Annotated in this window: 27 protein-coding genes and 1 tRNA gene; 21 read left to right on the top strand and 7 right to left on the bottom strand. The window is 60.0% G+C overall.

Features of this window, described 5'->3' with window-relative positions:
- Window positions 1-36 precede the first annotated feature (36 nt).
- The 3 genes from HRQ64_RS17900 to HRQ64_RS17890 all read left to right on the top strand — a co-directional run bounded on the left by HRQ64_RS17900 (window position 37) and on the right by HRQ64_RS17890 (window position 3,165).
- Window positions 37-411 (top strand): hypothetical protein, encoded by a 375-nt coding sequence (locus HRQ64_RS17900; protein WP_127754318.1) that lies wholly within the window; start codon window positions 37-39, stop codon window positions 409-411.
- Between the two features lie 119 nt (window positions 412-530).
- The gene (gene ndk, locus HRQ64_RS17895; protein WP_127754317.1) at window positions 531-953 is read left to right on the top strand and encodes a nucleoside-diphosphate kinase; all 423 of its coding nucleotides are present in this window, start codon (window positions 531-533) and stop codon (window positions 951-953) included.
- A 253-nt stretch (window positions 954-1,206) separates the two neighbouring features.
- A complete protein-coding gene (locus HRQ64_RS17890; RefSeq protein ID WP_172125331.1) occupies window positions 1,207-3,165 on the top strand; it encodes a DEAD/DEAH box helicase in 1,959 nt (652 codons plus the stop codon).
- A 34-nt stretch (window positions 3,166-3,199) separates the two neighbouring features.
- On the opposite strand, the gene HRQ64_RS17885 is transcribed toward HRQ64_RS17890, so the two are convergent.
- Complete coding sequence (locus HRQ64_RS17885; RefSeq protein WP_210258706.1) at window positions 3,200-3,796, bottom strand: MarR family transcriptional regulator; 597 nt, start codon at window positions 3,794-3,796, stop codon at window positions 3,200-3,202.
- Window positions 3,797-4,179: 383 nt separating this feature from the next.
- On the opposite strand from HRQ64_RS17885, the gene HRQ64_RS17880 reads away from it, so the two are divergent.
- The 4 genes from HRQ64_RS17880 to HRQ64_RS17865 all read left to right on the top strand — a co-directional run bounded on the left by HRQ64_RS17880 (window position 4,180) and on the right by HRQ64_RS17865 (window position 8,918).
- The gene (locus tag HRQ64_RS17880) at window positions 4,180-5,535 is read left to right on the top strand and encodes an MFS transporter (protein ID WP_248308271.1); all 1,356 of its coding nucleotides are present in this window, start codon (window positions 4,180-4,182) and stop codon (window positions 5,533-5,535) included.
- 77 nt (window positions 5,536-5,612) lie between these two features.
- Complete coding sequence (gene sugE / locus HRQ64_RS17875) at window positions 5,613-5,927, top strand: quaternary ammonium compound efflux SMR transporter SugE (protein ID WP_172125327.1); 315 nt, start codon at window positions 5,613-5,615, stop codon at window positions 5,925-5,927.
- Between the two features lie 188 nt (window positions 5,928-6,115).
- Window positions 6,116-6,742, top strand: a complete 627-nt coding sequence (locus HRQ64_RS17870) for a hypothetical protein (protein ID WP_172125325.1) — start codon at window positions 6,116-6,118, stop codon at window positions 6,740-6,742.
- Window positions 6,743-6,818: 76 nt separating this feature from the next.
- On the top strand, window positions 6,819-8,918 hold the full coding sequence (locus HRQ64_RS17865; protein ID WP_172125323.1) for a molybdopterin oxidoreductase family protein: 2,100 nt from the start codon (window positions 6,819-6,821) through the stop codon (window positions 8,916-8,918).
- Here HRQ64_RS17865 and HRQ64_RS17860 read toward each other — a convergent pair.
- On the bottom strand, window positions 8,909-9,673 hold the full coding sequence (locus HRQ64_RS17860) for a sulfite exporter TauE/SafE family protein (RefSeq protein ID WP_172125321.1): 765 nt from the start codon (window positions 9,671-9,673) through the stop codon (window positions 8,909-8,911). The genes HRQ64_RS17865 and HRQ64_RS17860 overlap by 10 nt on opposite strands.
- 289 nt (window positions 9,674-9,962) lie before the next feature.
- Here HRQ64_RS17860 and HRQ64_RS17855 point away from each other — a divergent pair, with 289 nt between their 5' ends.
- Both HRQ64_RS17855 and HRQ64_RS17850 read left to right on the top strand, forming a co-directional pair.
- Window positions 9,963-10,403, top strand: a complete 441-nt coding sequence (locus tag HRQ64_RS17855; RefSeq protein ID WP_172125319.1) for a glyoxalase superfamily protein — start codon at window positions 9,963-9,965, stop codon at window positions 10,401-10,403.
- 88 nt (window positions 10,404-10,491) lie between these two features.
- Window positions 10,492-11,196, top strand: coding sequence for a glutathione S-transferase N-terminal domain-containing protein (locus tag HRQ64_RS17850; RefSeq protein ID WP_172125317.1), 705 nt, complete (start codon window positions 10,492-10,494; stop codon window positions 11,194-11,196).
- Window positions 11,197-11,202: 6 nt separating this feature from the next.
- On the opposite strand, the gene HRQ64_RS17845 is transcribed toward HRQ64_RS17850, so the two are convergent.
- Window positions 11,203-11,736: a DUF2147 domain-containing protein gene (locus HRQ64_RS17845; RefSeq protein WP_172125315.1), complete on the bottom strand. Its 534-nt coding sequence runs from the start codon at window positions 11,734-11,736 to the stop codon at window positions 11,203-11,205.
- Window positions 11,737-11,938: 202 nt separating this feature from the next.
- Between HRQ64_RS17845 and HRQ64_RS17840 the strand changes: the two genes are divergently transcribed.
- Window positions 11,939-12,031 (top strand) — tRNA-Ser (locus HRQ64_RS17840).
- A 1,002-nt stretch (window positions 12,032-13,033) separates the two neighbouring features.
- Window positions 13,034-13,399 (top strand): hypothetical protein, encoded by a 366-nt coding sequence (locus HRQ64_RS17835; protein ID WP_172125313.1) that lies wholly within the window; start codon window positions 13,034-13,036, stop codon window positions 13,397-13,399.
- 15 nt (window positions 13,400-13,414) lie between these two features.
- Here the strand turns inward: HRQ64_RS17835 and HRQ64_RS17830 are convergent, their stop codons facing one another.
- Together HRQ64_RS17830 and HRQ64_RS17825 are read right to left on the bottom strand one after the other, a co-directional pair.
- Window positions 13,415-14,461 carry a glycosyltransferase gene (locus tag HRQ64_RS17830; RefSeq protein ID WP_172125311.1) on the bottom strand — a complete coding sequence of 349 codons (1,047 nt, stop codon included), beginning with the start codon at window positions 14,459-14,461 and terminating at the stop codon, window positions 13,415-13,417.
- Between the two features lie 128 nt (window positions 14,462-14,589).
- A complete protein-coding gene (locus tag HRQ64_RS17825; protein WP_172125309.1) occupies window positions 14,590-15,405 on the bottom strand; it encodes an FkbM family methyltransferase in 816 nt (271 codons plus the stop codon).
- A 405-nt stretch (window positions 15,406-15,810) separates the two neighbouring features.
- Here HRQ64_RS17825 and HRQ64_RS17820 point away from each other — a divergent pair, with 405 nt between their 5' ends.
- The 5 genes from HRQ64_RS17820 (at window position 15,811) to HRQ64_RS17800 (ending at window position 18,897) form a co-directional block, all read left to right on the top strand.
- Window positions 15,811-16,830 carry an acyltransferase gene (locus tag HRQ64_RS17820; RefSeq protein WP_172125307.1) on the top strand — a complete coding sequence of 340 codons (1,020 nt, stop codon included), beginning with the start codon at window positions 15,811-15,813 and terminating at the stop codon, window positions 16,828-16,830.
- A gap of 83 nt (window positions 16,831-16,913) precedes the next feature.
- Window positions 16,914-17,708 carry a hypothetical protein gene (locus HRQ64_RS17815; RefSeq protein ID WP_172125305.1) on the top strand — a complete coding sequence of 265 codons (795 nt, stop codon included), beginning with the start codon at window positions 16,914-16,916 and terminating at the stop codon, window positions 17,706-17,708.
- A gap of 76 nt (window positions 17,709-17,784) precedes the next feature.
- On the top strand, window positions 17,785-18,096 hold the full coding sequence (locus HRQ64_RS17810; protein ID WP_172125303.1) for a hypothetical protein: 312 nt from the start codon (window positions 17,785-17,787) through the stop codon (window positions 18,094-18,096).
- A gap of 2 nt (window positions 18,097-18,098) precedes the next feature.
- On the top strand, window positions 18,099-18,527 hold the full coding sequence (locus tag HRQ64_RS17805) for a hypothetical protein (RefSeq protein ID WP_172125301.1): 429 nt from the start codon (window positions 18,099-18,101) through the stop codon (window positions 18,525-18,527).
- Window positions 18,517-18,897 carry a hypothetical protein gene (locus HRQ64_RS17800; protein ID WP_172125299.1) on the top strand — a complete coding sequence of 127 codons (381 nt, stop codon included), beginning with the start codon at window positions 18,517-18,519 and terminating at the stop codon, window positions 18,895-18,897. Before HRQ64_RS17805 ends, HRQ64_RS17800 begins: the two co-directional genes overlap by 11 nt.
- A gap of 130 nt (window positions 18,898-19,027) precedes the next feature.
- On the opposite strand, the gene HRQ64_RS17795 is transcribed toward HRQ64_RS17800, so the two are convergent.
- Window positions 19,028-19,234 (bottom strand): hypothetical protein, encoded by a 207-nt coding sequence (locus HRQ64_RS17795; protein ID WP_172125297.1) that lies wholly within the window; start codon window positions 19,232-19,234, stop codon window positions 19,028-19,030.
- A 519-nt stretch (window positions 19,235-19,753) separates the two neighbouring features.
- On the opposite strand from HRQ64_RS17795, the gene HRQ64_RS17790 reads away from it, so the two are divergent.
- From HRQ64_RS17790 to HRQ64_RS17775, 4 genes are all read left to right on the top strand, one after another.
- Entirely contained in the window at window positions 19,754-20,095 is a 342-nt protein-coding gene (locus tag HRQ64_RS17790; protein ID WP_172125295.1) for a hypothetical protein, read from the top strand.
- A 171-nt stretch (window positions 20,096-20,266) separates the two neighbouring features.
- Window positions 20,267-20,788 (top strand): hypothetical protein, encoded by a 522-nt coding sequence (locus HRQ64_RS17785; RefSeq protein ID WP_172125293.1) that lies wholly within the window; start codon window positions 20,267-20,269, stop codon window positions 20,786-20,788.
- A complete protein-coding gene (locus tag HRQ64_RS17780; protein WP_172125291.1) occupies window positions 20,754-21,233 on the top strand; it encodes a helix-turn-helix domain-containing protein in 480 nt (159 codons plus the stop codon). Before HRQ64_RS17785 ends, HRQ64_RS17780 begins: the two co-directional genes overlap by 35 nt.
- Before the next feature lie 85 nt (window positions 21,234-21,318).
- Window positions 21,319-21,666, top strand: a complete 348-nt coding sequence (locus tag HRQ64_RS17775) for a hypothetical protein (RefSeq protein ID WP_172125289.1) — start codon at window positions 21,319-21,321, stop codon at window positions 21,664-21,666.
- Between the two features lie 665 nt (window positions 21,667-22,331).
- Here HRQ64_RS17775 and HRQ64_RS17770 read toward each other — a convergent pair.
- Complete coding sequence (locus tag HRQ64_RS17770) at window positions 22,332-22,535, bottom strand: SOS response-associated peptidase family protein (RefSeq protein WP_282568088.1); 204 nt, start codon at window positions 22,533-22,535, stop codon at window positions 22,332-22,334.
- A 195-nt stretch (window positions 22,536-22,730) separates the two neighbouring features.
- Between HRQ64_RS17770 and HRQ64_RS17765 the strand changes: the two genes are divergently transcribed.
- Window positions 22,731-24,854, top strand: a complete 2,124-nt coding sequence (locus HRQ64_RS17765; RefSeq protein ID WP_172125285.1) for a DUF4214 domain-containing protein — start codon at window positions 22,731-22,733, stop codon at window positions 24,852-24,854.
- Window positions 24,855-24,896 lie beyond the last annotated feature (42 nt).

The raw sequence follows: 24,896 nt of genomic DNA, 5'->3' as shown, positions 1-24,896 counted from the left end.
TGTCCTGACAAGCTCTTCACTCGAAAGGAACTCAGCATGAAGCACTTTGCCCTGAACCTTGCCGCCGGCCTCGTTCTGGCGACCACTGGAGCGGCTTTCGCCCAGGACGCTGCGTCCATCGATGATCTGGATGCTGACCGCATTGACCAGACGCAGATGGAGATCGAATTCGAGTATATGGGCAGCTCCTGCGACCAGGTGGGCATGGCCGAACTCAACGATGCCATCGATGGCGTGCTCGACATCACTTTCCCGGTCACTCGGACAGGGGATAATTGCACCGCCATGCAGACCGAGCAGGAAGTGGACCAGACCGTGCCCGTCGATGGCACCGTCAACACGGTCAACATCACCCTGATCGGCCCTGATGGGGCAACGCTTGCCACCGGAACCACCACGGTCGACGATTGATCCTTTTTGCCAATCCCCAGCGGCCGCGTTCCTTTGAGCGCGGCCGTCTTGTGTCGGACACAGAGTGCAGCTAAAAGCGCGCCACCTTCCAACAACAACAATCAAGGGATCAGCCCGCCATGGCGCTCGAACGCACCTTTTCCATCATCAAGCCCGATGCCGTCCGCCGCAACCTGATCGGCAAGATCATTGCCAAGTTCGAGGAAGCGGGCCTGCGTCCGATCGCCCTCAAGAAGATCCACATGACGCGCGAACAGGCCGAAGGCTTTTACGCCGTGCACAAGGAACGCCCCTTCTTTGGCGAACTGGTCGAGCAGATGATCGCGTCGCCCGTCGTGGTCCAGGTTCTGGAAGGCGAAGGCGCCATCCTCAAGAACCGTGAAGTGATGGGCGCGACCAATCCGGAAAATGCCGCTCCCGGCACGATCCGCAAGGAATTTGCCCTCTCGATCGGCGAAAACTCGGTACACGGTTCGGACGCTCCCGAAACCGCTGCCGAAGAAATCAAGTTCTTCTTCACCGAAGACGAGATCGTCGGCTAAGCCAAAAGCCTTGTGCGCAATGTCGTCCCGGCTGCTGGCCGGGGTGACAGGGCGCCGGTTTTGTGCTTAATGCGCTTAGACAGCCTTCGGGCCGCCCTCGGGGCGGCCTTTTGCTTTGCTGTGTGCTGTGCCTCCAACCACCACGGCGTTTGTTCCTGCCAATGCAGGAGCCTCCTTTACCCTATCCGCGACCAACGGCTCACTGCCGCGCGGGCCATGACGCCAATGATTGGCGGCGTCCAGAAAGCCAGAAATGTCCTTGCCTGAAACTATCCTTGCCCCGCTCGCCCGCGCCCTCGTGGCCAAGGGCTATGACACGCTGACCCCCGTCCAGTCGGCGATGGTCGAAGAGGAAACCGCGGGGCGCGACCTGCTGGTTTCCGCCCAGACCGGTTCGGGCAAGACCGTCGCCTTTGGCATGGCCATCGCGCCAACCCTCCTGGGCGATGAAGACCATTTTACCTCCGTTGGCGCGCCGCTGGCCCTACTTATTGCCCCGACCCGTGAATTGGCCCTGCAGGTGCAGCGCGAGCTGGAATGGCTTTATGCCGAAACCGGCGCCAAGACCGCGTCCTGCGTTGGCGGCATGGATGCCCGCACCGAGCGCCGGGCGCTGGAGCGGGGCGCCCATATCGTTGTCGGCACTCCGGGGCGTCTGCGCGACCACATCACCCGTGGCGCTCTCGACATGTCGGCGCTGCGCGCCGTCGTGCTCGATGAAGCCGACGAGATGCTCGATCTGGGTTTCCGCGAAGATCTCGAATTCATTCTTGATGCCGCGCCCGAAGAGCGCCGCACGCTGCTGTTCTCGGCGACCGTTCCCAAGCCCATCGCGCAGCTGGCCAAAACCTTCCAGCGCGACGCGCTGCGCATTTCGGCCACCTCGGCCACCGAGCAGCATGCCGATATCGACTACAAGCTGATGCTGGTGCCCGCCGCCGAGCGCGAAAACGCCATCATCAACACGCTGCTCTACTTCGAGGCGGTCAACACCATCGTCTTCGCCTCCACCCGCGAAGGGGTGAAGCATCTTTCGGCGCGGCTGCATAATCGCGGCTTTGATGTTGTGACCCTTTCGGGCGAACTCTCGCAGGCCGAGCGCACCAATGCGCTGCAGGCCATGCGCGACGGGCGCGCCCATATCTGTGTCGCCACCGACGTTGCGGCCCGCGGCATCGATCTGCCCAATCTGGATCTGGTGATCCACGCCGATCTGCCCACCAATCCCGATACGCTCCTGCACCGTTCGGGCCGTACTGGTCGGGCCGGGCGCAAGGGCACCTGCGTCATCATTTCCCCGACGCATCGGCGCAATGTCGCCCAGCGCATCCTCAAGACCGCCAAGCTCGACGTGTCCATGATGGCCCCGCCATCGGCCGAGGAGATCGAGGCGCGCTACCGCGAAAGCATTTTGTCCAACGAGATGCTGAGCAAGCCCATCGCCGAGGAAGAAACCGCCTTCGTCGCCCAGCTTCTGGAGCGCCATGCGCCCGAAGCCATTGCCGCCGCCTATCTGCGCCAGCAGCTGGCCGCACGTCCGGCACCCGAGGATGTCAGCGACATTCCCGTGTTCGACAAGCCCGGCGACAAGGACCCCCGTACCCGCGAAAAATTCGAAGGCGGCACCTGGTTCAAGGTCACAGTCGGGCGCAAGCACAAGGCCGAGCCGCGCTGGCTGCTGCCCATGCTGTGCAAGGCCGGCAATGTCACCAAGACTGCCATTGGCTCGATCCGCATTTTTGATACCGAATCCATCTTTGAGGTCGCTGCGCAAAAGGCCGACGCCTTTGCCCGCAGCATCGAAAAGAATGGCTCGGGCGAACGCGGCGTCACCATTGCCCCGGTTGATGGTCCGGGCGAACGCCGCGCGGGTCCCCCGCCGTCGCAGCGCCGTCCCGCCGGTCCAATCGAGCGCTTTGACCCCGATGCGCCACGCCCCGGCCGCGCTGATCGCCAGGCTCGTTATGGCTCCTCCGAGTTGCAGCCCGACGATTTCGCTGCTGCCCCAACCGGCGCCTGGGACCCGGCGGGTGCTCCGGCTGCTCCTGCGGCCGACAAGCCCCGCGCCCCGCGTCCCAAGGCCCCTCCAGCCAAAGACAAGGGCAAGCCAAAATGGGCCGGCAAGAGCGATGCTCCCGCCGCCAGCCGGTCCGAAAAGCCAAAGCCGCCCAAGAGCAAGGACCACAAGCCCAAGCGCAAGCCGCAGGTTTGACCCTTTTGAACTGAACTGATTGCGCCCGGGCGGCCTACGCCCGGGGCAGGCCTGCCGCCAGCGCCTCAATCTGCCCGCGGAACTTTTCCGCCCCCGATTCCGTGTGTTCGGACCAGCGCCCAAAGCGCTGCAGCAGGGGGAGGAAAGTTTCGAGCTCCTCGCTCGACCAGCCGCTGAGGAAATCCCCCAAGATCAGGAATTTATAGGCCCGCACCGCGTCGAGCACGGCACGGCCCGCATCGGTCAGCTCGATGATCGAGCGCCGCGCATCGGCCTGGCTTACCGCCCGCCTCGCATAGCCCTTGTCCACCATGTCCCCCACGATCCTGCTAGCGCGTGAGGGGTCGATCCCCAGCCGTTCGGCCACGGTTGCTACCATGGTTTCGCCCGCCGTCACCGCTCCGAACTCGTTAACCGGCGCATCGATGGCGACCAGCACATCGAGTTGCGCAAGGTCGAGCCCGATCTTGAGATCGGCCAGCGCCCGGTGTCCCAGTTCGCGCTTGGCCACCCGCCGCCGCCAGTTCTGCAGCACCGCATCGATGCTCAGCGCCGCAGTGACAGTTTCGTGCGAGAGCCCTGCTTTCTGCAACAAAAGATCGACCTGATCATTGGGAGTCTCGGGGGCCAACTTACGCCTCATAACTGCATGTGTCGCAATTGCGTGCTGTTGACATGCATATGCTAGAAGCAGATATAACGTGGCCGCCGCCCCCTCGCAAGGGCGGTGCTCTGCCCGTTCAGAATCCGTTCAGGATGCGTTCATGTTTCCCACTTCTTCAGCCCCCGGCGAGCCGGAACCACAGTCGGTTCGCGTGATTATCGGCGCAGTGGCCGTTACGCTCCTGCTGGCTTCTTTGGGCCAAACCATTGTTTCCACAGCTCTTCCCACCATTGTGGGCGAGCTTGGCGGGCTTGATCACCTCACTTGGGTGGTAATCGCCTATCTCCTCTCCTCCACCGTCGTCGCCCCCATCTATGGCAAGCTCGGCGATCTATTCGGCCGCAAAAGTCTTGCAGATAGCGATACTTATCTTCCTTGGCGGCGCCGCGCTCTCGGCCATGGCCTCCTCCATGACCTTCCTCATCATCGCCCGCGCCATCCAGGGATTGGGCGGCGGCGGCCTCATGGTCGTCGCCATGGCGGTGGTCGCCGACGTCATCCCGCCCCGGCAGCGCGGCAAGATTCAGGGCATTTTCGGCGCGGTTTTCGGGGTGTCCACCGTGCTCGGCCCGCTCCTGGGCGGCTTCATCGTCGAGCATCTGAGCTGGCGCTGGATCTTCCTCATCAACCTGCCGCTGGGCCTCCTCGCCCTTGGCGTCATTGCCGCCGCTCTCAAGCCGCGCCCGGACCGTGTGTCCCACAAGATTGATTTTGCTGGCTTTATTCTCCTGAGTGCCGGGCTATCCTCTTTTGTGTTGGCCACCAGCCTGGGCGGCACGACCTTCCCTTGGTTCTCGGCCCAGATCATTGGCCTTGTTGTCGCAGCGCTGGTGCTGCTCGCCGCTTTCGTTATCAATGAAAAGCGAGCCGCCGAACCGGTGCTGCCGCTCAGCCTGTTCCGCAACAACACCTTTCTGGTCTCCAACAGCGTGTCGTTCCTTGTCGGCATGGCGATGTTCGGCTCCATCACTTTCCTGCCGCTGTTCCTCCAGACGGCCCGCGGCACCAGCCCCACTGCCTCCGCCATGCAGTTGGTACCGATGATGATTGGCCTGATCAGCGCCTCGACGCTCGCCGGTTTTTTCATGAGCCGAACCGGTCGCTACAAGATCCTGCCCATGATCTCGACCGCCCTCCTGACCTTGGGCCTGCTGCTGCTGGCCGGCATGAGCCTCGACACGCCCGACTGGCAGATCGCCGTTTTCATGCTCATCGTTGGCGTGGGCATCGGTCCCGTGAACAGCGTTGCCGTCACCGCAATCCAGAACGCCTCGCCCCAGCACCTAGTGGGCGTGGCGACGGCCGGCGCCACCCTGTTCCGCCAGATCGGGGGCTCCATCGGGGTTTCTGTCTTCGGGGCCATCTTTGCGAGCAATCTTGCGCGTGAGTTGGGTGACGCCTTGCCCGAAGGCGGCGGCACTTCAGCCTTCAATGCCCAGGCTGTGGCAGCACTGCCGCCTGAGGTGCGCCAGCAGGTGCTTGAGGGATTCGCCAGTGCACTCCATCCGGTGTTCTTTACGGCCGCAGGTGCTTCCTTGCTCGCTTTTGCGCTCAATTTCCTGCTTGAGGAGCTTCCGCTTGCCAGTACGCTGCGGCGAGAAGGGGAGGCAGAACTCAAGGCCGAGGGCGACGCAAGCAGTGCAGCGGTGGGTGCGCCATCTACACCGACCGACCAGGGGCTTCCCACCGGCGCGCGTGTGAACTAAATAGACGGCGTGAGGGACGACCCTCGCGCCTTTCCCATTTTCTGGCCGGGACGACCCGCCAAGCGCAGGAGTAATCCTTGGCCTGGTTTTATCTGTTTATCGCTGGTCTTTTGGAAGTTGGCTGGGCCGTTGGCCTTAAGTACTCGGAAGGCTTCACCCGCCTTGTCCCTACCACCCTCACCGTCGCGGCCATGGTCGCGAGTGTTCTGCTCTTGGGCCTCGCGCTGCGTGATCTGCCAGTGGGTACAGGTTATGCTATCTGGACCGGAATCGGCACGGTTGGCACGGTGATCCTTGGCATGGTGCTGTTCGGTGACCCCGCCACTGCCGCGCGGCTGGGCTGCATCGGGCTCATCATCGCGGGCATCGCCGGTCTTAAGCTATTGACGTGACGCGCAATTCTGGGCTGTTCTCGCCTGCTTGGCGCGCGTAACGGGCTATTTCCATTGTGGTAAAAATATCTTTGTCGCGATGGAACCTTTTAGAATCGCGACTTTGTTAATGGTCTTGCGCGCGTGACTTGCTAGTTTCAGACTCGTTCGCCGCCGCTGTTTGGCGACGCAGCTTTTGGAGAGCAATCGTGCCCTTGCGCTGGCAGGAAGTGGCTGTGCCGCTTGTCGTTATTATTTTCCTTCTGGTGCTCAAGCACATTCCAGCTACTGCCGCCCTGCCGCTGGCCCGCGCCGCCGGCGTCGTGGCTTTCGGCTATGCTGCGTTCCTGGCCCTGCGCCTGTTGCAGGACGAGGAAGCGATCGAGGTCGATGGCTGGTCCGAGTTGCGCCCGGCCATGGTGGAATATTTTGCCTGCTATGGCGCGGCTGCCCTTTCGGTCGTTCTGATGTCGGCCGTGATCGTGATCGGCAGCACCAAGGCCGTTAACCCCACCCAGATGATCGCAGCCTTTTCGGCCTCGGTATTGCTGGGGGCAGGGGCCTTTGGCATCGGCATTGGCGGGCTCTTCACCAAGCTGCGCTGGAACAATTCGCGCCTCGAGCATCGCTCGGCTTTCGGCCGGGAAACCACCATCGCCTGGTCCGATGTGCGCTCGGTGCAGCCCAATTGGCGCGGCATCACCATCGCCACCGCCGATCGGCAGAGCATCACCTTTTCGCAGTTCCACTCGGGTGCCGCGCAATTGGCCCGCCATGCCAGCAATCGCGCCCGCCGCAATAGCGAAACCGCAACCAAGGCCTTCGCCACCCTTTAAGCGGCCGAAGTAGGCGATGTCAGCGCTGGTCAGGCCCCATCGGCTCGGCTAGTTTGCCGTGAACGCCGAGCCAGCCATGAACCAGCCCTTTCTGCCGCGCATTGCCCGCACCGTCTGCCCCCATGATTGCCCATCGGCCTGCGCGCTCGACGTGGAATTGCTGGGCCCTGGCCGGATCGGGCGCGTGCGCGGCGCCCAGGACGACCCCTATACCGCCGGCGTCATCTGCGAAAAGGTCAGCCGCTATAGCGAGCGGGTCCACCACCCAGATCGCCTGACCCAGCCGCTGCGGCGGGTCGGGCCCAAGGGCGGGGGGCAATGGGCGCCGATCAGCTGGGACGAGGCCCTCGACGAAACTGCCGCCCGCTTCAGCGCCATCGAGGCCGAATGGGGCGCCGAAAGCATCTGGCCCTATTATTATGCCGGCACGATGGGCCATGTGCAGCGCGACGGCATCGACCGCCTGCGCGCCGCCAAGGGCTATTCGCGCCAGTATGACACGATCTGCACCGGCACGGCCTGGCCCGGCTATATCGCCGGCACTGGCATGCTGGGTGGCGTCAATCCCGAACAGATGGCAGAAAGCGATTGCGTCGTGATCTGGGGCACCAATGCGGTGCATACCCAGGTCAATGTGATGACCCATGCCATGCGCGCCCGCAAGGAGCGGGGTGCCACCATTGTCGTGGTCGACATCTACCAGACGGCGACCATGGACAAGGCCGATCTGGGCCTGATGCTGCGCCCCGGCACCGATGGCGCGCTGGCCCTCGGCGTCATGCATGTGCTGCTGCGCGATGGGCTCGCCGACCGGGCCTATATGGCTCAGTATACCGATTTCAGCGCCGAATTCGAAGCGCATCTCTCCACCAAGACCCCGCAATGGGCCGCCGAGATCACTGGGCTGTCGGTCGACGAGATCGAGCGCTTCGCCCATCTCGTGGGGACGACCAAGCGGTCCTATTTCCGCCTGGGTTACGGTTTTACCCGCCAGCGCAATGGCGCCACCGCCATGCATGCCGTCCTTTGCATCCCGGCCATGACCGGCGCCTGGCAGCATCGCGGCGGTGGGGCGTTCCATTCCAATTCGGGCACATGGCAGCTTGATAAATCGCGCCTGGTCGGCAGCCATTTGCAAAAGGGCGATCCGCGCTGGCTCGACATGAGCGAGATCGGGCCGATCCTCACGGGTGACGCAACCGCGCTCAAGGGCGGCGGGCCGGTCAAGGCCATGATCGTGCAGAACACCAATCCGGCCTCGGTCGCGCCCAATCAGACCCTAGCCCGGGCGGGTCTCGCGCGCGAAGACCTGTTCCTCGTCGTGCACGAGCAGTTCATGACCGAAACGGCTGAACTGGCCGATATCGTTCTGCCTGCGACCATGTTTCTCGAGCACAATGATTATTACACCCGCGGCGGGCATACCCGCGTGCTCTATGGACCCGCGCTGGTCGAGCGGCCGGGCGAATGCTGGTCCAACCACGAGGTGATCAATGCCCTGGCGCTGCGCCTCGGGCTCGACGACCCCTCGTTCACCAGCACCGACCGCGAGGTCGTGGCCGAAACATTCCGCCGCTCAGGCTATGGCGAACTCGATGCCATCGAGCACCTCGGCTTTGTGGATCGCGAACGCCCCGATGCCGAGGCGCGCTATGCCCAAGGCTTTGCCTGGCCCGACAAGCGCTTCCGCTTTGCACCGGACTGGCAGGCCGTAGCCGACAAGAAGGGGTATCTCTGGACCTGCGATCCCGCCGCAATGCCCCGCTTTGCCGACCATTGGGACATCACCGAGCGCACCGACAGCGCGCATCCGTTCCGACTGGCCACGAGCCCGGCGCGCACCTTTCTTAATTCGACCTTCAACGAAACGCCCGGCAGCCAGCGCCGTGAAGGCCCGCCATCGCTGTTTATCCATCCCGCTGACGCCGCTCCGCTCGGCATTGGCGAGGGTGATGCGGTTCTGGTCGGCAATCGCCGGGGCGAAGTGCATCTGACCGCCCGCCTGCGCCTGGGCCTGCCCAGTGGCGTGGTGATCGCCGAAGGGCTGCATCCCAACAAGGCGCACCGCGAGGGCAGGGGCATCAATACCCTGACCGATGCACGGCCGGCGCCTCCCTTTGGCGGCGCCGCCTTTCACGATGCCGCCGTTTGGGTACGTCGCGCCGATCAGGCATAGGCGCCCCAGAAGAAGTAAGCGGTCATCGTCACCCCATAAAGGATGATCGCGAGGCGCAAGGCCGCCCGGGGCACCCGATGGGCATTGCGGGCCGCCAGGTAGCCGCCAATGGTGACGCCCACCAGCGCAATGGAGCCATGATACCAGTCGATTGAGCCGTTGAAGGCAAAACGCACCACGGCGACCAGCGCCACCACGGCCGAGATCCAGAGCTTGAGCCCATTCATGGCATGGATGTCGTCGAGCCCCGCCACGGCGAGGAACGCCAGCAGCAGGATGCCGAGGCCGGCATTGAAAAAGCCGCCATAAACGCACACGGCGCCAAGAAAGGCCGTCAGCAGCACGCTGCCGACCAGCCGCATCCCGCGCCCGCTGCCGCCCCGCGCCGACACCAGCGCATTGAGCTGGTTGCCAAAGGCAAACAACAGCACCGCAAACAGCATCAGCCAGGGCACGACCAGCGCAAACTGCTCGTCGGACACCACCAGCAGCAGCTCGGCCCCGACATAGCCGAACACCAGTGCCACGACGGTATAGAACACCAGCTTGTTGCGATAGCGCGCCATGGCGTGGCGATAGCCAAAGGCGCCGCTCAGGTAACCGGGCAGGGCGGCATAGGTGTTGGAAGCATTGGCGATCACCGGCGGCACGCCGGCAAACAACAGCGCCGGAAACACGATAAACGAGCCTCCTCCCGCAAGCGAGTTCACTGCACCGCCGAGCAAACCGGCGATCAGCAGCAGCATTTCAGTCATGTCGAGGGGCTTTCTGGGCGCAAAGTGAAGCAGAGGAACTGCCTCAGCTAACCAATTGGGCGCGCGAAGGCCAAACCTATTGTTGCCACCAAGGCGCGAAAACCTAGCTCCGCTTGACTTTCCATGGGGAAGCGCGCATGCAGGCAATGGTTGCTGTCGCCTGCCGCTCGCCGGGTCCGCCCGATGGTGAAGACAGCCTTTGATATCCCCCATGTTGTCTCTCCCCAGCGAGGCGCTTCATGGCAAGGCGAGCCCCATGGAACTAAGCCTCACGGATGTGAGAAGCACCATGACTTATTCCCTTGATACCCCTTCGATCCAGACGCTCAAGGCCGAAGCACGAGAGTTGCGCACCAGCCGGCAGGCCGCGGGCGAGAGCTTAACCCACGGCGCGGCCCTGGAAGCGGTCGCCCGGACCCATGGCTTTCGCGATTGGAACACGGCCAGCGCCATGCTGCCCGAACCGGTCGCAAGCCCACTCCAAGTGGGCCAGCGCGTGCGCGGCACCTATCTGGGGCAAAGCTTCACCGGGCTGGTGCTGGGCGTCAGGATCCGTGCCGACATGAGCCACTACGACATCACGGTGAAGTTCGACCAGCCGGTGGATGTGGTGAGCTCCGAACTGTTCTCGGCGTTCCGGCAGCGGGTCAATGCGACGATCGATATCCGGGGGGTGTCGCCGGCGCGGCTCGGCAATGGCGAGCCCCAGCTGCGCATCCAGCCACTCTGAAAGGAGGCGGCTCGCGCAGCCGCCTCGCCTTGCGATTCATCGGCAAATGCCGATAAACTACTGCATCCCAAATATAGCGGAACGCGCCATGACCACCCAGACCAAGCCGATCGAGCTTTATTCGCTGCCGACCCCCAACGGCCAGAAGGCCGCCATCATGCTGGAAGAACTGGGCGTCCCCTATACCTATCATCGCATCGATATCGGCAAGGGCGATCAGTTCAAGCCCGAGTTCCTGGCGATCTCGCCCAACAACAAAATCCCGGCCATCATCGATCCCGAAGGGCCCGGGGGTGAGCCGATCTCGATCTTTGAATCGGGGGCGATCCTCAAATATCTCGGCCTCAAATTCGGGCAGTTCTATCCCCAGGACATGCGCGCCCAGGTCAAGGTGGATGAATGGCTGTTCTGGCAGGTCGGCGGCTTTGGCCCGATGCTGGGGCAGAACCACCACTTCGCCCTTTATGCGCCCGAGCGCATCCCCTATGCCACCAAGCGCTATGTTGATGAGACGCACCGCCTTTATGGCGTGCTCAACAAGCAGCTCGAAGGTCAGGACTATATAGCCGGCGAGTATTCCATCGCTGATATCGCCTGCATCGGCTGGGCGCAGCTCTGGGAGCGGCAGGGCATGGACATCAACGAGTTCCCCAATGTCAAAGCCTGGATCGAGCGCTGCAATGCCCGGCCCGCGGTCAAGCGGGGCCTCGAAGTGGGCAAGGACCTGCCCAGTGCCGATCTCAGCAATGACAAGGCCGCCCAGGCCATGCTGTTCAACCAGCGGGCGCGCTAGGCTCGCTTACGGCACCGCCTCGGGAGGCGGTGCCCCCCCGGCCAACTCCTCGGAGGGAACGCGGACCCACTCCTCGCCGCGGCAGATAACGTTGAACAGCACGCAGCCATTGAGGCGCAGCGCGTCCGGCCCGGTGACCTGCACATAGCCCGAATAGGTGTTGCCGTCCTCGGGGTTATAGATGCTGCCGTCAAAAACGGCAGGCTTGTCGCTGGGTCGCAAGGTGAGGATCTGCAGCCCCAGCATCGGGCGGTTGCGCAGTTCTGGCTCCTTGTTGCGCGCATCCACGAAGTCCTCCGGCCCAATCGCCGCGGCCGCCCGCGTCTCTTCGGCGCTGAGCTTGCCCTCAGGCACCACGATCTTGCTCAATACGCCGCAATAACCCTCGGGGCATGGGGTGATGGTGATCTCCGATTCCAGCACCGTGCGCCAGGTGCCTTCCAGCATGGCTTGAGCCTGGGCCGCGCTGGCTGTCGCCCCAAGAAGGGCCGCGCCAACAAGGACGGTTGCTAACCTCGGTAAGACGCTGCCGCGCATCATGCCCCCTCCACTGCTGCCGCCAACAACAAATTGGTTGTATGGCAGGGCGAAGAAATAACCCGTATTTGCGGCTTCACCAAGCCAAACCAGCGGCGATCTCAAGCGGCAGAGCACGCGGTGGCGCCGATGTTGTGGGAAGAACACGCCAGTTCGCCAGAAACCCCTTGCCAGCACCGCTCCCTCAAGCTAGACGAGCCCTGCCGGAGAGGTGGCCGAGTGGTCGAAGGCACGCCCCTGCTAAGGGCGCAGATGGTGATGAACTGTCTCGAGGGTTCGAATCCCTTCCTCTCCGCCACTGCCCTTGTTTAATCAACGGATTGGCCGTATTGGGGGGCTCCAACCCCCGGCCGAGCACCCAGATTGGCGCCAGTTATTGAATGCCTGAGCTCGTCATTGATCTCGCCGAGTACATGCCGAGCCGTGCTTCTGAGTACAATAGCGCAGGATTTCGAAGAATCTGATATTGGCAGGGCAAGCACGCGCTGCTGCACTACTGCGATGATTCGCTGCCTCAGACTGCATCCTGGAGCCCGTCGATCTGCCGCTGCGGTCGAGATGGCAAACGCCGGTGAATAGCAGGGGCCGTCGCGACGACATCGTACTGCTCCCATCTAGAGTATCGGAAAACAGGGAGAATGCAGTGAGACAGGCGTGGATCTACGCAGCGGCATTACTGGCCGCAACGCCCGCATGCGCGATCACGTTGGATGAAGTACTCGCGGACGTGAATGAGGCGACGAAGCAACTGCCGGATAGCTTTGGCGATTACGCGTCAGGTCGATTGACGAGGTGATGGGCAGTTGTGCGAGGTCTTGGATCGACATGACCGCCAGCTGATAAATTCGCTGCCCGGACCACTTGGCGGCCATGAACCGCGATCCACTCAAGCTACCGGGCGTAGGAATGACGCTGGGTAGGTCAGGCAAGGAGCAGGCGATGGAAAAGGCGCGGAGCGGAAGGCGAAGTCGCCGATCCGTGGTGCGGCGGCGCTACTTACAACGGCCATGACGGCACCGACTTTCGCGCTTCGCTCGCTTGTCGACATGGAAGCGGGTGGCCTGAGGGCCCACCGCATGGAATGCAAGATCCGCGCAAGGGACTACCACTATCGGGCAGCGTCAGGTCCGCTGGACGACGAACACCTTGCTTAGGGATCATCAGCACGCATCTTTGGATCGCGGCAGCCACGCCCGCGCACCAGATTTACGATCTCGATGACAGCTGGAATCGGTAAGCCGTCGAGCACCCAGCACAGGCGCGGGCGCTGTGTCGGTGTCTTTAGATATTTGATCAAGTGATGGACGCCTACGCTGAAGACGAAGCCGCCGGCGCCGCCCAAGCAAAAGCTAAGGATCTGAAGCGCGAAGGCATCACGGCCTCTTGCACAGTATTCGGCGACCCAACCATCAGGGCTGGTGCGGGCATGTCTTTTGCTGGTATCAGGGAAGGCGTCGATGGCATTCCGTTTATCATCCAATCCGTGACGCACGACTATTCGAAGTCGGGCTACACCACAGCACTGACAATGAAGCTGGAAGGCGCAGGCAAGACAAAGCGCAAGCCAGGCGCGCCGCGAGTTCCAAAGCCAGACGCGGACGAAGAGGCTGAGTTCGCTTCTGCCCACCCACGCTACACTCCGCTGACCCACAGCCCGGAAGTTTAACCCGGCTGGACGAATCTAACCATCCAGGCGCTCTAAGCGGGTTGTAACGTCGGATCTTTGACCTGTGCTGTTGCGCAAGGAGAAGTAAGCTTGCGCGTAGATCTTGGCCGAGGCTTGCATGCTCAGGTTCTCAAGCACGTAAGCCCTCGGCCGGTAGCTACCACGACGATCCATGAAGGCGGAAAGCCTTGGGATAAATTCGGCAAGCGAGGCAAACCGCTCTCCGCACTGGGTCGAGAAAAAGGGCACCGATGACGCCGCAGGCGCCGCTCTATGGAACCGCTTCCAAAGGGGGTCAGCCCAGTACTCTCGGTCCCAAGCGAGTACCGGAACGCCCGACGCCATGGCCTCCTGATAGGCGAGCCCCTGGGTTTCATGCTCGCACAGGAAGATCATGCCGCGTGACCGCGCCAGTGCGTCTTGGTAAGTTTTATGGTCGTGTTGCTTGTATCGCATGACCTCGTACGAGAGCCCGCGAGTGCTAAGCTCCTCCCGGATGGGATCGATGAGGGAACCCTGGTATGCGTCCTGGTCCCATCTGATCTTATCGTAGATCAGGAAATCAACGGATTTAGTTCGAGCCGAAAGGTCTGGCCAACGGGCCGTGTCAATTCCTGCGAACCAGGGCACGCACCGGTCGGCACCGTAGGTGGGCGCGAACATGCTGAAAGTCCATTCCGCGAGCACCAGGTACTTCCTGAAGCGCGGGTCATCGAACAGGTTTGGCCTCAGGCCCGGATGATCGTAAAGTGACGGTCCCAGCAAAGCAGGGTTAGGCAGCGCCCAATTGTCGAGGATCAGCGGAAATCCAACTACTCCGACTGGGTGTTCGGGGTGGCGCTTTGCAAATCCGTAGTCATTAACGCGAACGTCGAACCCCTCGCCTTCCAAGGCTCTCTTCAGCAGCTGGAACGACATGCCAAAGCCGGTGATCTTCTGGCGGGTGTGCAGCCGCTCGTACAAGGGCCGGAGAACCCGCTTCAGGTAGCGGTCTCCGGGCAAGAACTTGTCCGCCTCGAAGTCTTTGAAGAACAATAGGACGGTTCTATCCAGGCTCTGCATGGGTGGCTCCAGAGTATCGAGGCACACTACAGACCCTCAGACGCGCCATGTAATCCGCATTTCTCCCAAGGCTTCATAACCGCGCTGACATAACCCCTACCGCCTCACTCGATCTGGCAATGCTCCACCTACGCCGCTGATAGGGCCTTTTGCAATTCATGGTCTCGTACTGCCACCATGTTGCCCATTCTATAGTGCTCATCAGAGTATTCGTATGGCTTAAAACTAACGTGGTCAGAGTACAAACGGCCAACCGCGTAGCCACATGCTTCTAACTTTGTTTGAACTTGGCAGAGTGTGCGTGACGATGGTATCCACGTTGCACCGTATTCGAATTGGACTAAGATCGGCGCCTGATCGCCCCCGAGGAGAGCTTGCGCCCCGTCGAGAACTGCAGCCTCGTGGCCTTCTACGTCAATTTTCAGGATATCCGGAGCAGTGGACCCGCTGCTGACCAATTCGTCAACCGTGGAAACAGAGCACTTAACAACCTCCACCTCATCATGGTTGAGCCATATTTCATTCCGCGGATTGATCGCGTTGGTCGTATGGAACTTGTGGTTGTAAGTGACGTCGACAGTGCCCGGCCGATCAGAGAGGCCGATTTCTTGAAGCGTGAACCATTGGGCGTCCAGGTTTTTGGCCCGCAGTTTAGCTGCTACCTGCGGTAATATTTCAAAGCTTGTCACCTTTGCGGAAGGCATAACGGAGTGAACTGCGAGGGCATATTCCCCTTCATGAGCTCCAACGTCCCAAACCGTAAGCGGTCGATTGTGGATCTTCCGCGCCGTTTCGAGAAGAAAACGTTCCCCGTTTTGATCAAAATCGTAGAAACCCGTATTATGCCAAGCGTTGAGGTATCGTCCAGCCCAATGGGCTGCAGTGACAGCTAAAGCTGACCGGCGGTGTTTGCGAATAGTCGCGCGAAGATATTCTTCCATCATCTTCCTCCCACAAAAAAATCCTGCAGCAGGACTGCTCCAGCCTGAAACATAGTTCAACTGCCGGGCGAATATCGGATGACTTCCTGCCAGTACGCAATAGGATTAAGCCTAATGTGCTGGTAGTGCATGCTTAACCTCGTACTGGACTCCCAACCCCACGCCCTCACACCGCTCCTCCTACCCTCAGGATCCCTGACGGGGGCCGAGCGGCTTCATAGGCGACATTAGGGAGGTGTCGTTCTACGCGAAGGCCTTGACTGACGAGCAGGCGGCAGAGGCCAAGGGTCTTATCAAGGCCCGCATGGGCGCCAAGGGAGTACCTCCCATAGTCACCCTCCGCATTCTTCCCAAGCGGGAAGGTTGGGCCCCCCAAGCTAGTCTCTCCCGGTTCGCATGGGGGGGCTTATGGATATCGCTATTGAGAGAACTGATGTCTCGGAAGGTGCCCCGGCGCGCTCTCGGGAGCGGCTTCTGTATCTCGATGGCTGGCGTGGCATCTCCATCGCTCTGGTGCTGATGGGCCATTTTACCCCGGTCCGTGGCATCAATCTTGGCCTATTAGGTGTCGAGTTCTTCTTTGTTTTGAGCGGGCGCCTAATGGCGGAGATCCTGTTTATTGAGCGCTACCCCCTCAAGAAGTTCTTCAAGCGCCGGTTCTCAAGAATTTACCCCGCACTTCTAGTGTACGTTTTGATTAGCATGGTGGCTCTCTCCGGAACCCTCATAGCGTTCAAATGGAAGGCTGCGCTCACAGCGCTCACTTTCACCTACAACTATGCCGGCGCCTTCGTCACGCGAGCTGGAGCACTGGATCATGTCTGGTCCCTGTCTGTGGAAGAGCATTCGTATGTCTTCCTAGCCATCATGAGCTTAGTTTTCGTGAGAAACTCGAGGGGTTTGATGCTAGCGGTACTTGCGTCAGCTGCTCTAGCGCTAATGAACGGAGCAGCTTCATGGGCTGTAATGAGCGACCCCATGACCCGGGTTTACTGGCGCACTGATGTGCATATTGCATCTATCTTGCTGTCGGTTTTGCTGTGTCTGATCAAAGCCGGTGGGTATTACCCGCGCATACTCCAGCACCCCTTAATTAGTGTTTTTGCCGCTATGGGTGCCACAGCTGCGTTCCTGGACGCCGCGCCAATGCCGCTCCATTACGTGCTTGGTACTGCCTTACTCGCCATAGCGGTGAACTCCATCGATTATAGCGCCAAAGCTATCTTAAGCGCGCTATCGACTGCACCGATGGTTACGCTCGGGCTTTGGTCTTACTCGCTCTACCTGTGGCAGCAGCCTTTCTTCCAGTTCCGATATCACATCGACGGATCACCGGTATTGTGCTTGGCCGGCGCATTCGCTTGCGCGATAGCCAGCTACTACCTGGTGGAGAAACCGTCCCGATCCTGGCTTAACCGCAACTGGTAAGTACCAGCACCCCCGCCCGACCTCACTTCCCCTAAGGCTCCCTAACCGGGGGCCTTTTTCATACCCAACATCACAGGTGAACCATGACCAAAACGGCAGGCGCCGCAGTGGACGCCAGCACTATTGCTGTCGATTCCCAAGTGGCACTGGAGGTCGGAGGCCATGAGGCCGTGATCCGCCAGACCTACAAAGACAGTGTCGGCGTGATGACATGGTCCGTCGGCATGACGAACGCGACCGGCCACCATGTCGAGCGGTATGTCGGCAAGCCGCAGACGCTGCAGCACTGCATGGACATCTTCGCCTGGGCGCTGACGAACTACGCTCGAGCAGTCCGCAAGGCTTTCGCCGGCCACAAGATTACAAAGGCTCAGTTCGCCGCGGCGTTGTCGTTCCACTGGAACACCGGCGCCATCGGGCGTGCAGAGTGGGTGAAACTGTGGAAGGCAGGCAAGATCAAGGAGGGGCGAGCTTCCATGGTTGACAACTGGAGCAAGCCAGCAGAGATCGCGGGCCGCCGCAAGAAGGAGCACGACCTGTTCTTTGACGGCAAGTGGTCCAACGACGGCACCATGACCGAATACACCCGCGTCAAGGCCAACATGACCCCGGATTGGTCGAGCGCCAAGCGAGTGAACGTGTCAGCCGAACTCAAGGCCGCGTTCTCCAAGGTGATGATTCCAGCTATGGACAAGGATCCGGAGCCCGACGCGCCTGTACCGGTACCGACGCTTAGCCCCGCTGTTCCCACTACACCCACACCCATACCCGCATCGACCGCAGCCGAGCGCCACAAGTGGCCCGTCTGGCTATGGCTCGCATTCTTCATCCCTATCGCCCTGGCATTTGCCGGGGCTTTTTTCTGGAAAGGCTTCTAACCATGGGCAGAACCCTTGTTGAGGCACTGGCGGAAGGCATCTTCCGGAGCACGCTTGAAACCCTGACCGGCCATCGGTGCCGGTATCTGACGCTGCCGCCCCGCACGTGGCGCGTGAGATTACCGAGGCAGTCAAGCCCGTGCTTGTGAACGCCACCAACTCCGAACCCTGGTATCGCAGCCGTATCTATATCGGTTTGATCGCCGCCGGCGTGGGCGCCGTGGCGCAGCACTTCGGAGTCCAGATCAGTGGCGCCGATGTGCAACTCGTGACCAACAGCATTCCCGAGCTCGTGCAGCTTGGCGGCTCGATCTTTGAAGTCCTTGGTCTGCTCTACGCTGCTTATGGCCGCGTAGTTGGCGCGAGCAAGCCAGCTCTCGGGAAGTAGTCATGAAGGCCATCATCGAGGAAAGCGCTGTCCATCTGCGGCAGCGCTTTCGGCTGCGCAGCTTGGAGTGGCAAAACGCGACGATCTCCATCGTGTTTGGCCTAACCATTCTGTTCAACCCCACACTTTTCGATGCTTCCTTTCGCGGGTTCGTCGGCGGCCCATGGGTCTGGGGATCTGGCATTTTTGCACTCGGCTGCGTAAACGTGGCAGCCCTCGTCATCAACGGAACCGTGCCCAAGCCTACAGTCTGCGCTGCGCACCATCTCCGCGCTGTTGCAGGTGTTTCTCTTTCTTATGCTTTCCATCGGCTTCTATGCCTCGGGCACTGGCACCACCGGTATCGGCACCTACGGCGTCTGGCCTTCTATGGTTTCTTTGCGGCCGCATGGGCGCTCTTGGACGCGGTGGCACCGGAATATGGACAATGAACAGATCCAAGCGCTCTACTCGATTGGTGGCGCGGCCTCAGTAATTGCCGTCGGTGCATTCTTTGGCATCCAGTGGGTGATGCGAACGGTGCAGGCCATGAAGATGAGTCCTTCGGTTAAGACCGAAAAGACCACCATCATCACCAGTGACACGGTGGCCATGGATCGTCTGGCCGGCACGATCGAAGCCAGCAATTTAATCCTGACCGAGAACAACATCTTGCGGCGCGAGGAACACGCTGACCGCAGCTCCCAGCGTAAGGCTCTCGAAGAAAACACCGAAGCCGTGGAGCGCATCATGGCTGTCATACAGGATGTGCGGCCGGAGATCCGCGAGCTTACGCGCGAGATCGTGAGGTCGGGGCGGTGACGATCTCGAACACGATCTCGTCCGCACCTACGGAAGAGGTCGTGCACGATGGGCGAGCGCAAGGCCCATATATTTGTTCCAACCAGTGGGCTTGGTGGAGTGTAGGAACCGAGCCTCTAATTTGGCCCAGCTACGAAGCAGGCCTGAGGCGCTGGGCGGCACCTTGGAAGTCAACGACGTTCTGGCCGGCTTTGTGTCCTGCAAAGCTGGACGTGTAGGCAAGCCCAATGGCGCGCTCGATCAATTCTTCCAGCTCAACCGACATTGGATCATCGTAAGGCAGGACCACTAAGGCCTGCTCAAGAAAGTCCCTGACCAGTGCCATACGTGCTAGCATACCGAGCCCCCGTTCGCTGTTAAGTACATCGGTAGGGCTAGATCGTTAGAGCTAAGGTTCCCTCAAGGCCCTAACAGCTCAAGCGCATTTTGAGACTCGCTTGATGTTGATTGTACGCGTCGACAGGGCCTGGATCCTAACCACCACCCAAGATTGACTCGCATCCGTTCCCATTATGTTCTAGTCCCGGCAGCCGAGAAGTGCCGGAGTCGTCCCATGTCCATTGCAATTGTTTCTTATTCAGACCCGAGCCAGGGCTTTGAAGCAGCTGCATCCAGAAATGACCGAACAAGACATTGCGCGGAAACTTGGCGCCGCACCCTCAGACGTTCGCCATGCACTCAGGGCCAAGCAGCGGGTGCGCCGGAAGTTCGGTCAGCGCGACTGAAATGCTATGGCTCCAGCAAGGCTACAGTGGCATCGCGAAGGAACGCGGTTCGTGGCCTTTCCATCAGGCCGGCGGCATCCGGAACGCTGTGCGTGGATCGAGTGGCGCGGTCAGTTGCCCACCAACAATCAATGGTTCTGGGCATCAGCTGGCCCAAGTGGTTTGAGCAGAACGGGCAGGCGGCTGACAAGCAGGCTGCAGCTGATGCGGCCACCGAGGCTTGGTGGGCGCATGTGGCTACACCCATTCCGCGGGATGTTGGAACCGAGATCGATGTGCTGGTGGCGCGCGTGTTGGTGGTGCCGCCACCCAACTACCTGTTCAGCGAAGATAGCGAGTTCCTGCGCAAGCTGATCAACGCCCTGCGGCTGCAGTTCGAGGCGCAGATGTGGGCGGGAGAGACGCCCCGGGTGGTAGAGGATCTGCTGAAGAGCCTGTCGGCAGAGTTGTACCGCCGGCGCGTCTGCCATTAGGACATCAATGCCCCCTGAGTTGCCTTCTCCCAGAGAGGCACACAAGGGCAGCCGGCCTGGCGAAGCTCTCGTTTCTGGGCCTTGCTTTACGCGGAAGTTGTGAGAATGATGCCATTCACCGCCGGTTACTTTACCAATTAGTAACTTGCGAGTGGGAGTTTGTTGACTTATATGTCCATTCGTGACGCCGTGGCATCAGCAGTTGACAGGGGGGAATTGGCTCCCCTTTCGCATAAGCTGCCCGGCGTTGTCGCTGCACGACATGTGTTTGTGACAGGAGAGGTGTGGGATTTTGTCACGGCTGGGGTTCCGAAGGAATTCGCCCACAAGGCTGCTGAAGGTAGGAGGATGCTCGACTCCTTTACCGCAGGCAATCGTATCGTCGTCTCGCTAAATCCACATGAAAAACCAGCCTATTGCCAACTGTCCCGCAACGACCCGGTGGCCGAGGGTGTGTGGGAGTTTCGAATTCGAGATCCGAAGCCGCAGCTGCGGATTTTTGGATGTTTCGCCGAGTGCGACGTTTTCATCGCGCTCAGCGTTACACCGAAAACACAACTAGTGGGACGCTTGGCATACCCACTAGCTGTTGCTGACAATACGTCTATCTGGGGTGGCCTATTTCCAGGCTATCTCCCGATTACAGGAGAAGACATCAATGCGTACATTTCAGGAAGCTTCAGCTTTGTCTGAGCCGACCGGGGATGAACCGGTAGATCGCTTTGCGCTGTCTTACATGGCCGGGCTCGCGCGCGACCGTATCCATCAGATGATACTCACTGCGTTTGTAGAAAGCCGCTTGACGAAAGCTCAGCTGGCCAGGCGCTTGGGCATGGATAGGTCGCGCCTGTCCAAAATCCTGAACACGTCAAGCAACATCACCGCTGAAACGCTGGGACAGGTGATGTTTGCTATTGATGGTAGCTGCCCCCGCGTGGAACGCGATTGGCCGCTTCGGGAAGGCATGCAAAACCTTCGTGAACCAATCTGGCTCGCCGACTGCTTGGATAACGTAAAAATATCTAGCGGCTCTGGCGTGGCTTTTCACAAGTGCGCGGGCCGAAACGTTTCGACCAGCCGCCCCATGACAATGACCGTGCAAAAAGCCGCCGTAGTCGAGGTCCCTGAGCATGCCTAAGCCCTACGGCATCAGTTTATTCTGTGATGACGTCAGGCACGAACTAGGCGGCAAAATAAGTTACATGGGGATCTATGGGACGGACATGAACATCAAAGGTCCGAAACCTGCTGTTCTCCCCCAATTCACCATCGCTGTTCACATGTACATCCCGATAAAAATGGCTGTGGGGAAGCTTCGTGTCGTCGTGCTGCAGGAATTGGGGGAGACTACCAGAGAGATGATTGCTCTGGATGGCGACCTCGAGCCGGAGGGGGTCGACCTGCAAGACGATGACCATTTTTTCATAGCGAACTTCCATCTCAACGCTGTCCCTCTGCAGATCGAAGATGACTGCGTGTTGAAAGTTCGTGGTTACGTAGGTGACGAACAAGAAGAGGTTCGTATGGGCTCATTCCGTATCAACTTCGAAGAGCCAGCATCAGCCGCATGAAGGTGGGCTGAACGCCGTGGGGATCTGCGGGAGGCCTGATCCAGCTGTTGCAGCATCCTACTGCTCATCGGGGACGCTAAGTTAACGGCTGTTCGTCAGCGATTACAGCGGATTGACCACCGGCTTCTTCACGTCCGTGCCCTCATACCGGCTGCTACTCAGCTTGCCGCCAGTTCGTGATCCACGTTGGCAGGCCTCTCAAAGGTCCCAAACCACGCCGCAGTTGTTCATTGGCACGTAGTACTCGCGTGCCTTCAGAAGCACGGTGCCATCTACGTCATGGTACTGCGGGGAGCTGATCCGGACGATTGTTGAGAAATTGTCGAACTATTTATCCCACACATCTGGCTCTTCGAACGCGTCCGCCCCCGGTCCGGTGACAACAGAACAGCAGCCTGGATACAACGCCAGGTAGTCCTCTGCGGAGGCTGGTTTCTCTACAGCTCGTACTTGGCCATCCGGCCTCGTGACCCAAGTCCGCCGGGTTTCCCGCCACTCGAGTGCAGTGGATATGTACTCAGCTTCACTAAGCCGGCGCAGCTCGGGAACGCAAATACCGCTCACGTTAGCGGCCCCCCAACTTGACACAATGGCGATCGGCAGCGCCAAGGCGGCAGCAAACTTCCAGCTGAGCATGCGTTAAACTCCGGCCAGTGCGGTTTGCATCAAAGCGGGTTCACCACCGGCTTCTTCACGTCCGTGCCTTCATAGCGGCTGTTGTTCACCGCACGGCTGATCCGGTGGAACTGCAGGTTACTGTCAAGCTGGTTGTCCAGCAACAGCGCCTTGGCCTCGTCCGCCTGAGCATCGCCCGACAGCCAGGCATCATAGGCATCCTCCTCCAGGATCACCGGCATCCGCCCGTGCATTCGTTTCGACACGGCTCTCGGCCTGCGCTTTGCGCGATATTGACGGCAAACGACAGCGGAATCCAGACTGAGGAAGGCTAGCCTTTGCTGACTAGTCAGGCCGACATAAGAATGTATTTTAAGTATTGTTAACTACTTGTTGCTGCCGTTTGCACCGTGCCAATGTAAATTCTGGCTGATACTTGGAGGGAAGAAATGGCGACGGTTCAGGGGCTTTACTTGGCATTGTTCGGCCGTCCTGCAGATCCCCGAGGGCTGGATTTCTACAATAACCTGACGAACAACGGCCGGGATTTGCAATTCTTATCCTCCATCGCCGGGCAGCCTGAGTACCTCGACCGTTTCCAGGGAATGAACGAGGCCGGTATCGTAAACTCCATTTACCTCAGCCTCTTCGGCCGCCCCGCTGAACCCGAGGGCCTGGCCTATTACGCGGATAAGCTTGCCCGCGGTCAGCTGTCGATTGAGAACGTCGCTGTTAACATCTTGGACGGCGCGAAGAACCAAGATTTGGTGGTCGTCGAGAACAAGCTGATCGCTGCGGACATGTTCACCAGATCTCTAGACACGCCAGAGGAAGTGCTTGCCTACGTCGGACCCGCCGCGGCCGCTAAAGGGCAGGCGTTCTTGGCTACCATCACCAGCGATCCAAGTACCATCCCAACCGCACGTGAAGTTGACGACGCTGTGATAGACCTTGTCACCTCCACGCCGCCAGGTGGTGGTGGCGTCTCGGTACACATCGAGCTCGTGGCTGGTGCAGAGACGAGAGTCGGGTCCAGCTCAAACGACCTGTTTGAGGGCGCGCTTGGTACGTTAGATGATGGTGATGACCTGAACGGGGAGGGCGGCTTAGATATTCTGAAGGTTGCTCTGGATGGCGGTGTGGTCGCCCCAAAGTTGACGAGCATAGAGGAGCTTGATGTCACGGTTGATGGCTCTGCGGGTATCGACCTTGGTAATTCTGACAGTTCGATTGAACGGATCACCCTTCGCGGCTCTGGATCAGACCAGGTGGGCTTCGGAGCTCTCGACACAGACATAAGGGTCCGCAACGAGGGCTTCGAGGGGGCAGTTCTGCTGGCCTACAAAGAGAACGCGTTTGCAGGAAGCAGCGACGAAGTTAAGATAGACTTCGTCAGTACTGGCTTCGCTAACCTGTCGGTGCTCAAGCAGACAGGTGCTAACACCGCCGTCGAGACCCTGAGGATCGGGAGTTATGGCACCGAGAATATGGTGGGTTTTGTACAGACCAACTCTGGTATCGAGAGTACTAGCGGTGACATCGAAACTGACCTCGCTGATAACAGAAGTGGCGCCCCAATCGGAAGAATTGTGGTGGATGGAACTTCACGAATTACGCTCATTTTCTCGGAAGACGCAATAATCGCGGGGCAGCGTATCGAGAGAGGGAACTTGCCTACCGACGTTCTGCTCAAAGTGGATGGCGCACCTATAGATCAGCCAGACCAAGTTGATGCAACAGCAAGCGCTCGGACGATTTCTTTCGCTAACTTCTCCGGCGTTGACTTGTACGCCATGAACACTCCTGATCAAGCCTTCACAGCAGACCGCACTTTAGTAGGCATTGAACGGGTACGTGAAGTCTTAATCGGAGGCGATTTAGGGGACGGGGCGAACTTCTCTTTCAACACCACGGGCGGGACATTGGACTCGCAGTTTGGAATAAATCTGTATGGCTCCACCAGTGGCGCTGGATCAACAATCGACATACAGAACGTCGTGCGTCTCGACATTTACTCTGACGGTCCCGAGCTTATCAACTCGGCGAGCATTACCGGCAACTTTTTGGAACTGATCCACGTCAGCGGTCCTGTGGACCTTGTTGTCGATGTAAGCACGATTGCGGGTGTAGAAGTTTTCGCAGCAAATATGCTGGGCGACCTGACCCTCACTACAGGTCTGGGGGATAACACGATCTGGGCTGGCGAAGGTTTAGACACTCTCACCGGTGGGAGTGGCCAAGATACTTTTGTAGTGCTCAAGGAGGGGGCAGGAACATATCAGATCGACGTCGTGACGGACTTTGACGCCGCCGACGACTTTCTGGATTTTAACGACGTCGCAGCCGACGTCGCAAATGCTAGGGTTGCCGCAGAACAGGCGACAGACTACGCTAGTGCCCTGGCGATTGCAGAGACTTACCTTGACGGCACCATCAAGTATGTCGCTGTCGACAACGGTGCCGACACCTGGGTCTTCTACGATGAGCTGGGCGACTCGAATCCGGATGCGATAGTTAGGTTGGCGGGCGTCTCCGATGCAAACGCGATCACTCCGTCCAATCTTGTGGCTTAGCTAGAGCGACGCTAATTCAGGAATCGCAAGTTGATCGAGAGT

It is taken from the genome of Devosia sp. 919, from assembly GCF_013185965.1.
Classification (GTDB): Bacteria; Pseudomonadota; Alphaproteobacteria; order Rhizobiales; family Devosiaceae; genus Devosia.
This window is presented reverse-complemented; position numbering and strand designations above follow the sequence as displayed.

Excerpts from the sequence above, each read along its gene's own strand:
- HRQ64_RS17850 (WP_172125317.1), top strand. The coding sequence starts at position 10,492 with ATGACCACCCAGACCAAGCCGATCGAGCTTTATTCGCTGCCGACCCCC.
- HRQ64_RS17785 (WP_172125293.1), top strand. The coding sequence starts at position 20,267 with ATGTCCATTCGTGACGCCGTGGCATCAGCAGTTGACAGGGGGGAATTG.
- HRQ64_RS17900 (WP_127754318.1), top strand. The coding sequence starts at position 37 with ATGAAGCACTTTGCCCTGAACCTTGCCGCCGGCCTCGTTCTGGCGACC.
- HRQ64_RS17835 (WP_172125313.1), top strand. The coding sequence starts at position 13,034 with ATGGACGCCTACGCTGAAGACGAAGCCGCCGGCGCCGCCCAAGCAAAA.
- HRQ64_RS17820 (WP_172125307.1), top strand. The coding sequence starts at position 15,811 with ATGGATATCGCTATTGAGAGAACTGATGTCTCGGAAGGTGCCCCGGCG.
- HRQ64_RS17855 (WP_172125319.1), top strand. The coding sequence starts at position 9,963 with ATGACTTATTCCCTTGATACCCCTTCGATCCAGACGCTCAAGGCCGAA.
- HRQ64_RS17765 (WP_172125285.1), top strand. The coding sequence starts at position 22,731 with ATGGCGACGGTTCAGGGGCTTTACTTGGCATTGTTCGGCCGTCCTGCA.
- HRQ64_RS17780 (WP_172125291.1), top strand. The coding sequence starts at position 20,754 with ATGCGTACATTTCAGGAAGCTTCAGCTTTGTCTGAGCCGACCGGGGAT.
- HRQ64_RS17845 (WP_172125315.1), bottom strand. The coding sequence starts at position 11,736 with ATGATGCGCGGCAGCGTCTTACCGAGGTTAGCAACCGTCCTTGTTGGC.
- HRQ64_RS17805 (WP_172125301.1), top strand. The coding sequence starts at position 18,099 with ATGAAGGCCATCATCGAGGAAAGCGCTGTCCATCTGCGGCAGCGCTTT.
- HRQ64_RS17825 (WP_172125309.1), bottom strand. The coding sequence starts at position 15,405 with ATGATGGAAGAATATCTTCGCGCGACTATTCGCAAACACCGCCGGTCA.
- HRQ64_RS17860 (WP_172125321.1), bottom strand. The coding sequence starts at position 9,673 with ATGACTGAAATGCTGCTGCTGATCGCCGGTTTGCTCGGCGGTGCAGTG.
- HRQ64_RS17800 (WP_172125299.1), top strand. The coding sequence starts at position 18,517 with ATGGACAATGAACAGATCCAAGCGCTCTACTCGATTGGTGGCGCGGCC.
- HRQ64_RS17890 (WP_172125331.1), top strand. The coding sequence starts at position 1,207 with ATGTCCTTGCCTGAAACTATCCTTGCCCCGCTCGCCCGCGCCCTCGTG.
- HRQ64_RS17770 (WP_282568088.1), bottom strand. The coding sequence starts at position 22,535 with ATGCACGGGCGGATGCCGGTGATCCTGGAGGAGGATGCCTATGATGCC.
- HRQ64_RS17830 (WP_172125311.1), bottom strand. The coding sequence starts at position 14,461 with ATGCAGAGCCTGGATAGAACCGTCCTATTGTTCTTCAAAGACTTCGAG.
- HRQ64_RS17790 (WP_172125295.1), top strand. The coding sequence starts at position 19,754 with ATGGTTCTGGGCATCAGCTGGCCCAAGTGGTTTGAGCAGAACGGGCAG.
- HRQ64_RS17815 (WP_172125305.1), top strand. The coding sequence starts at position 16,914 with ATGACCAAAACGGCAGGCGCCGCAGTGGACGCCAGCACTATTGCTGTC.
- HRQ64_RS17865 (WP_172125323.1), top strand. The coding sequence starts at position 6,819 with ATGAACCAGCCCTTTCTGCCGCGCATTGCCCGCACCGTCTGCCCCCAT.
- HRQ64_RS17775 (WP_172125289.1), top strand. The coding sequence starts at position 21,319 with ATGAACATCAAAGGTCCGAAACCTGCTGTTCTCCCCCAATTCACCATC.
- HRQ64_RS17795 (WP_172125297.1), bottom strand. The coding sequence starts at position 19,234 with ATGCTAGCACGTATGGCACTGGTCAGGGACTTTCTTGAGCAGGCCTTA.
- ndk (WP_127754317.1), top strand. The coding sequence starts at position 531 with ATGGCGCTCGAACGCACCTTTTCCATCATCAAGCCCGATGCCGTCCGC.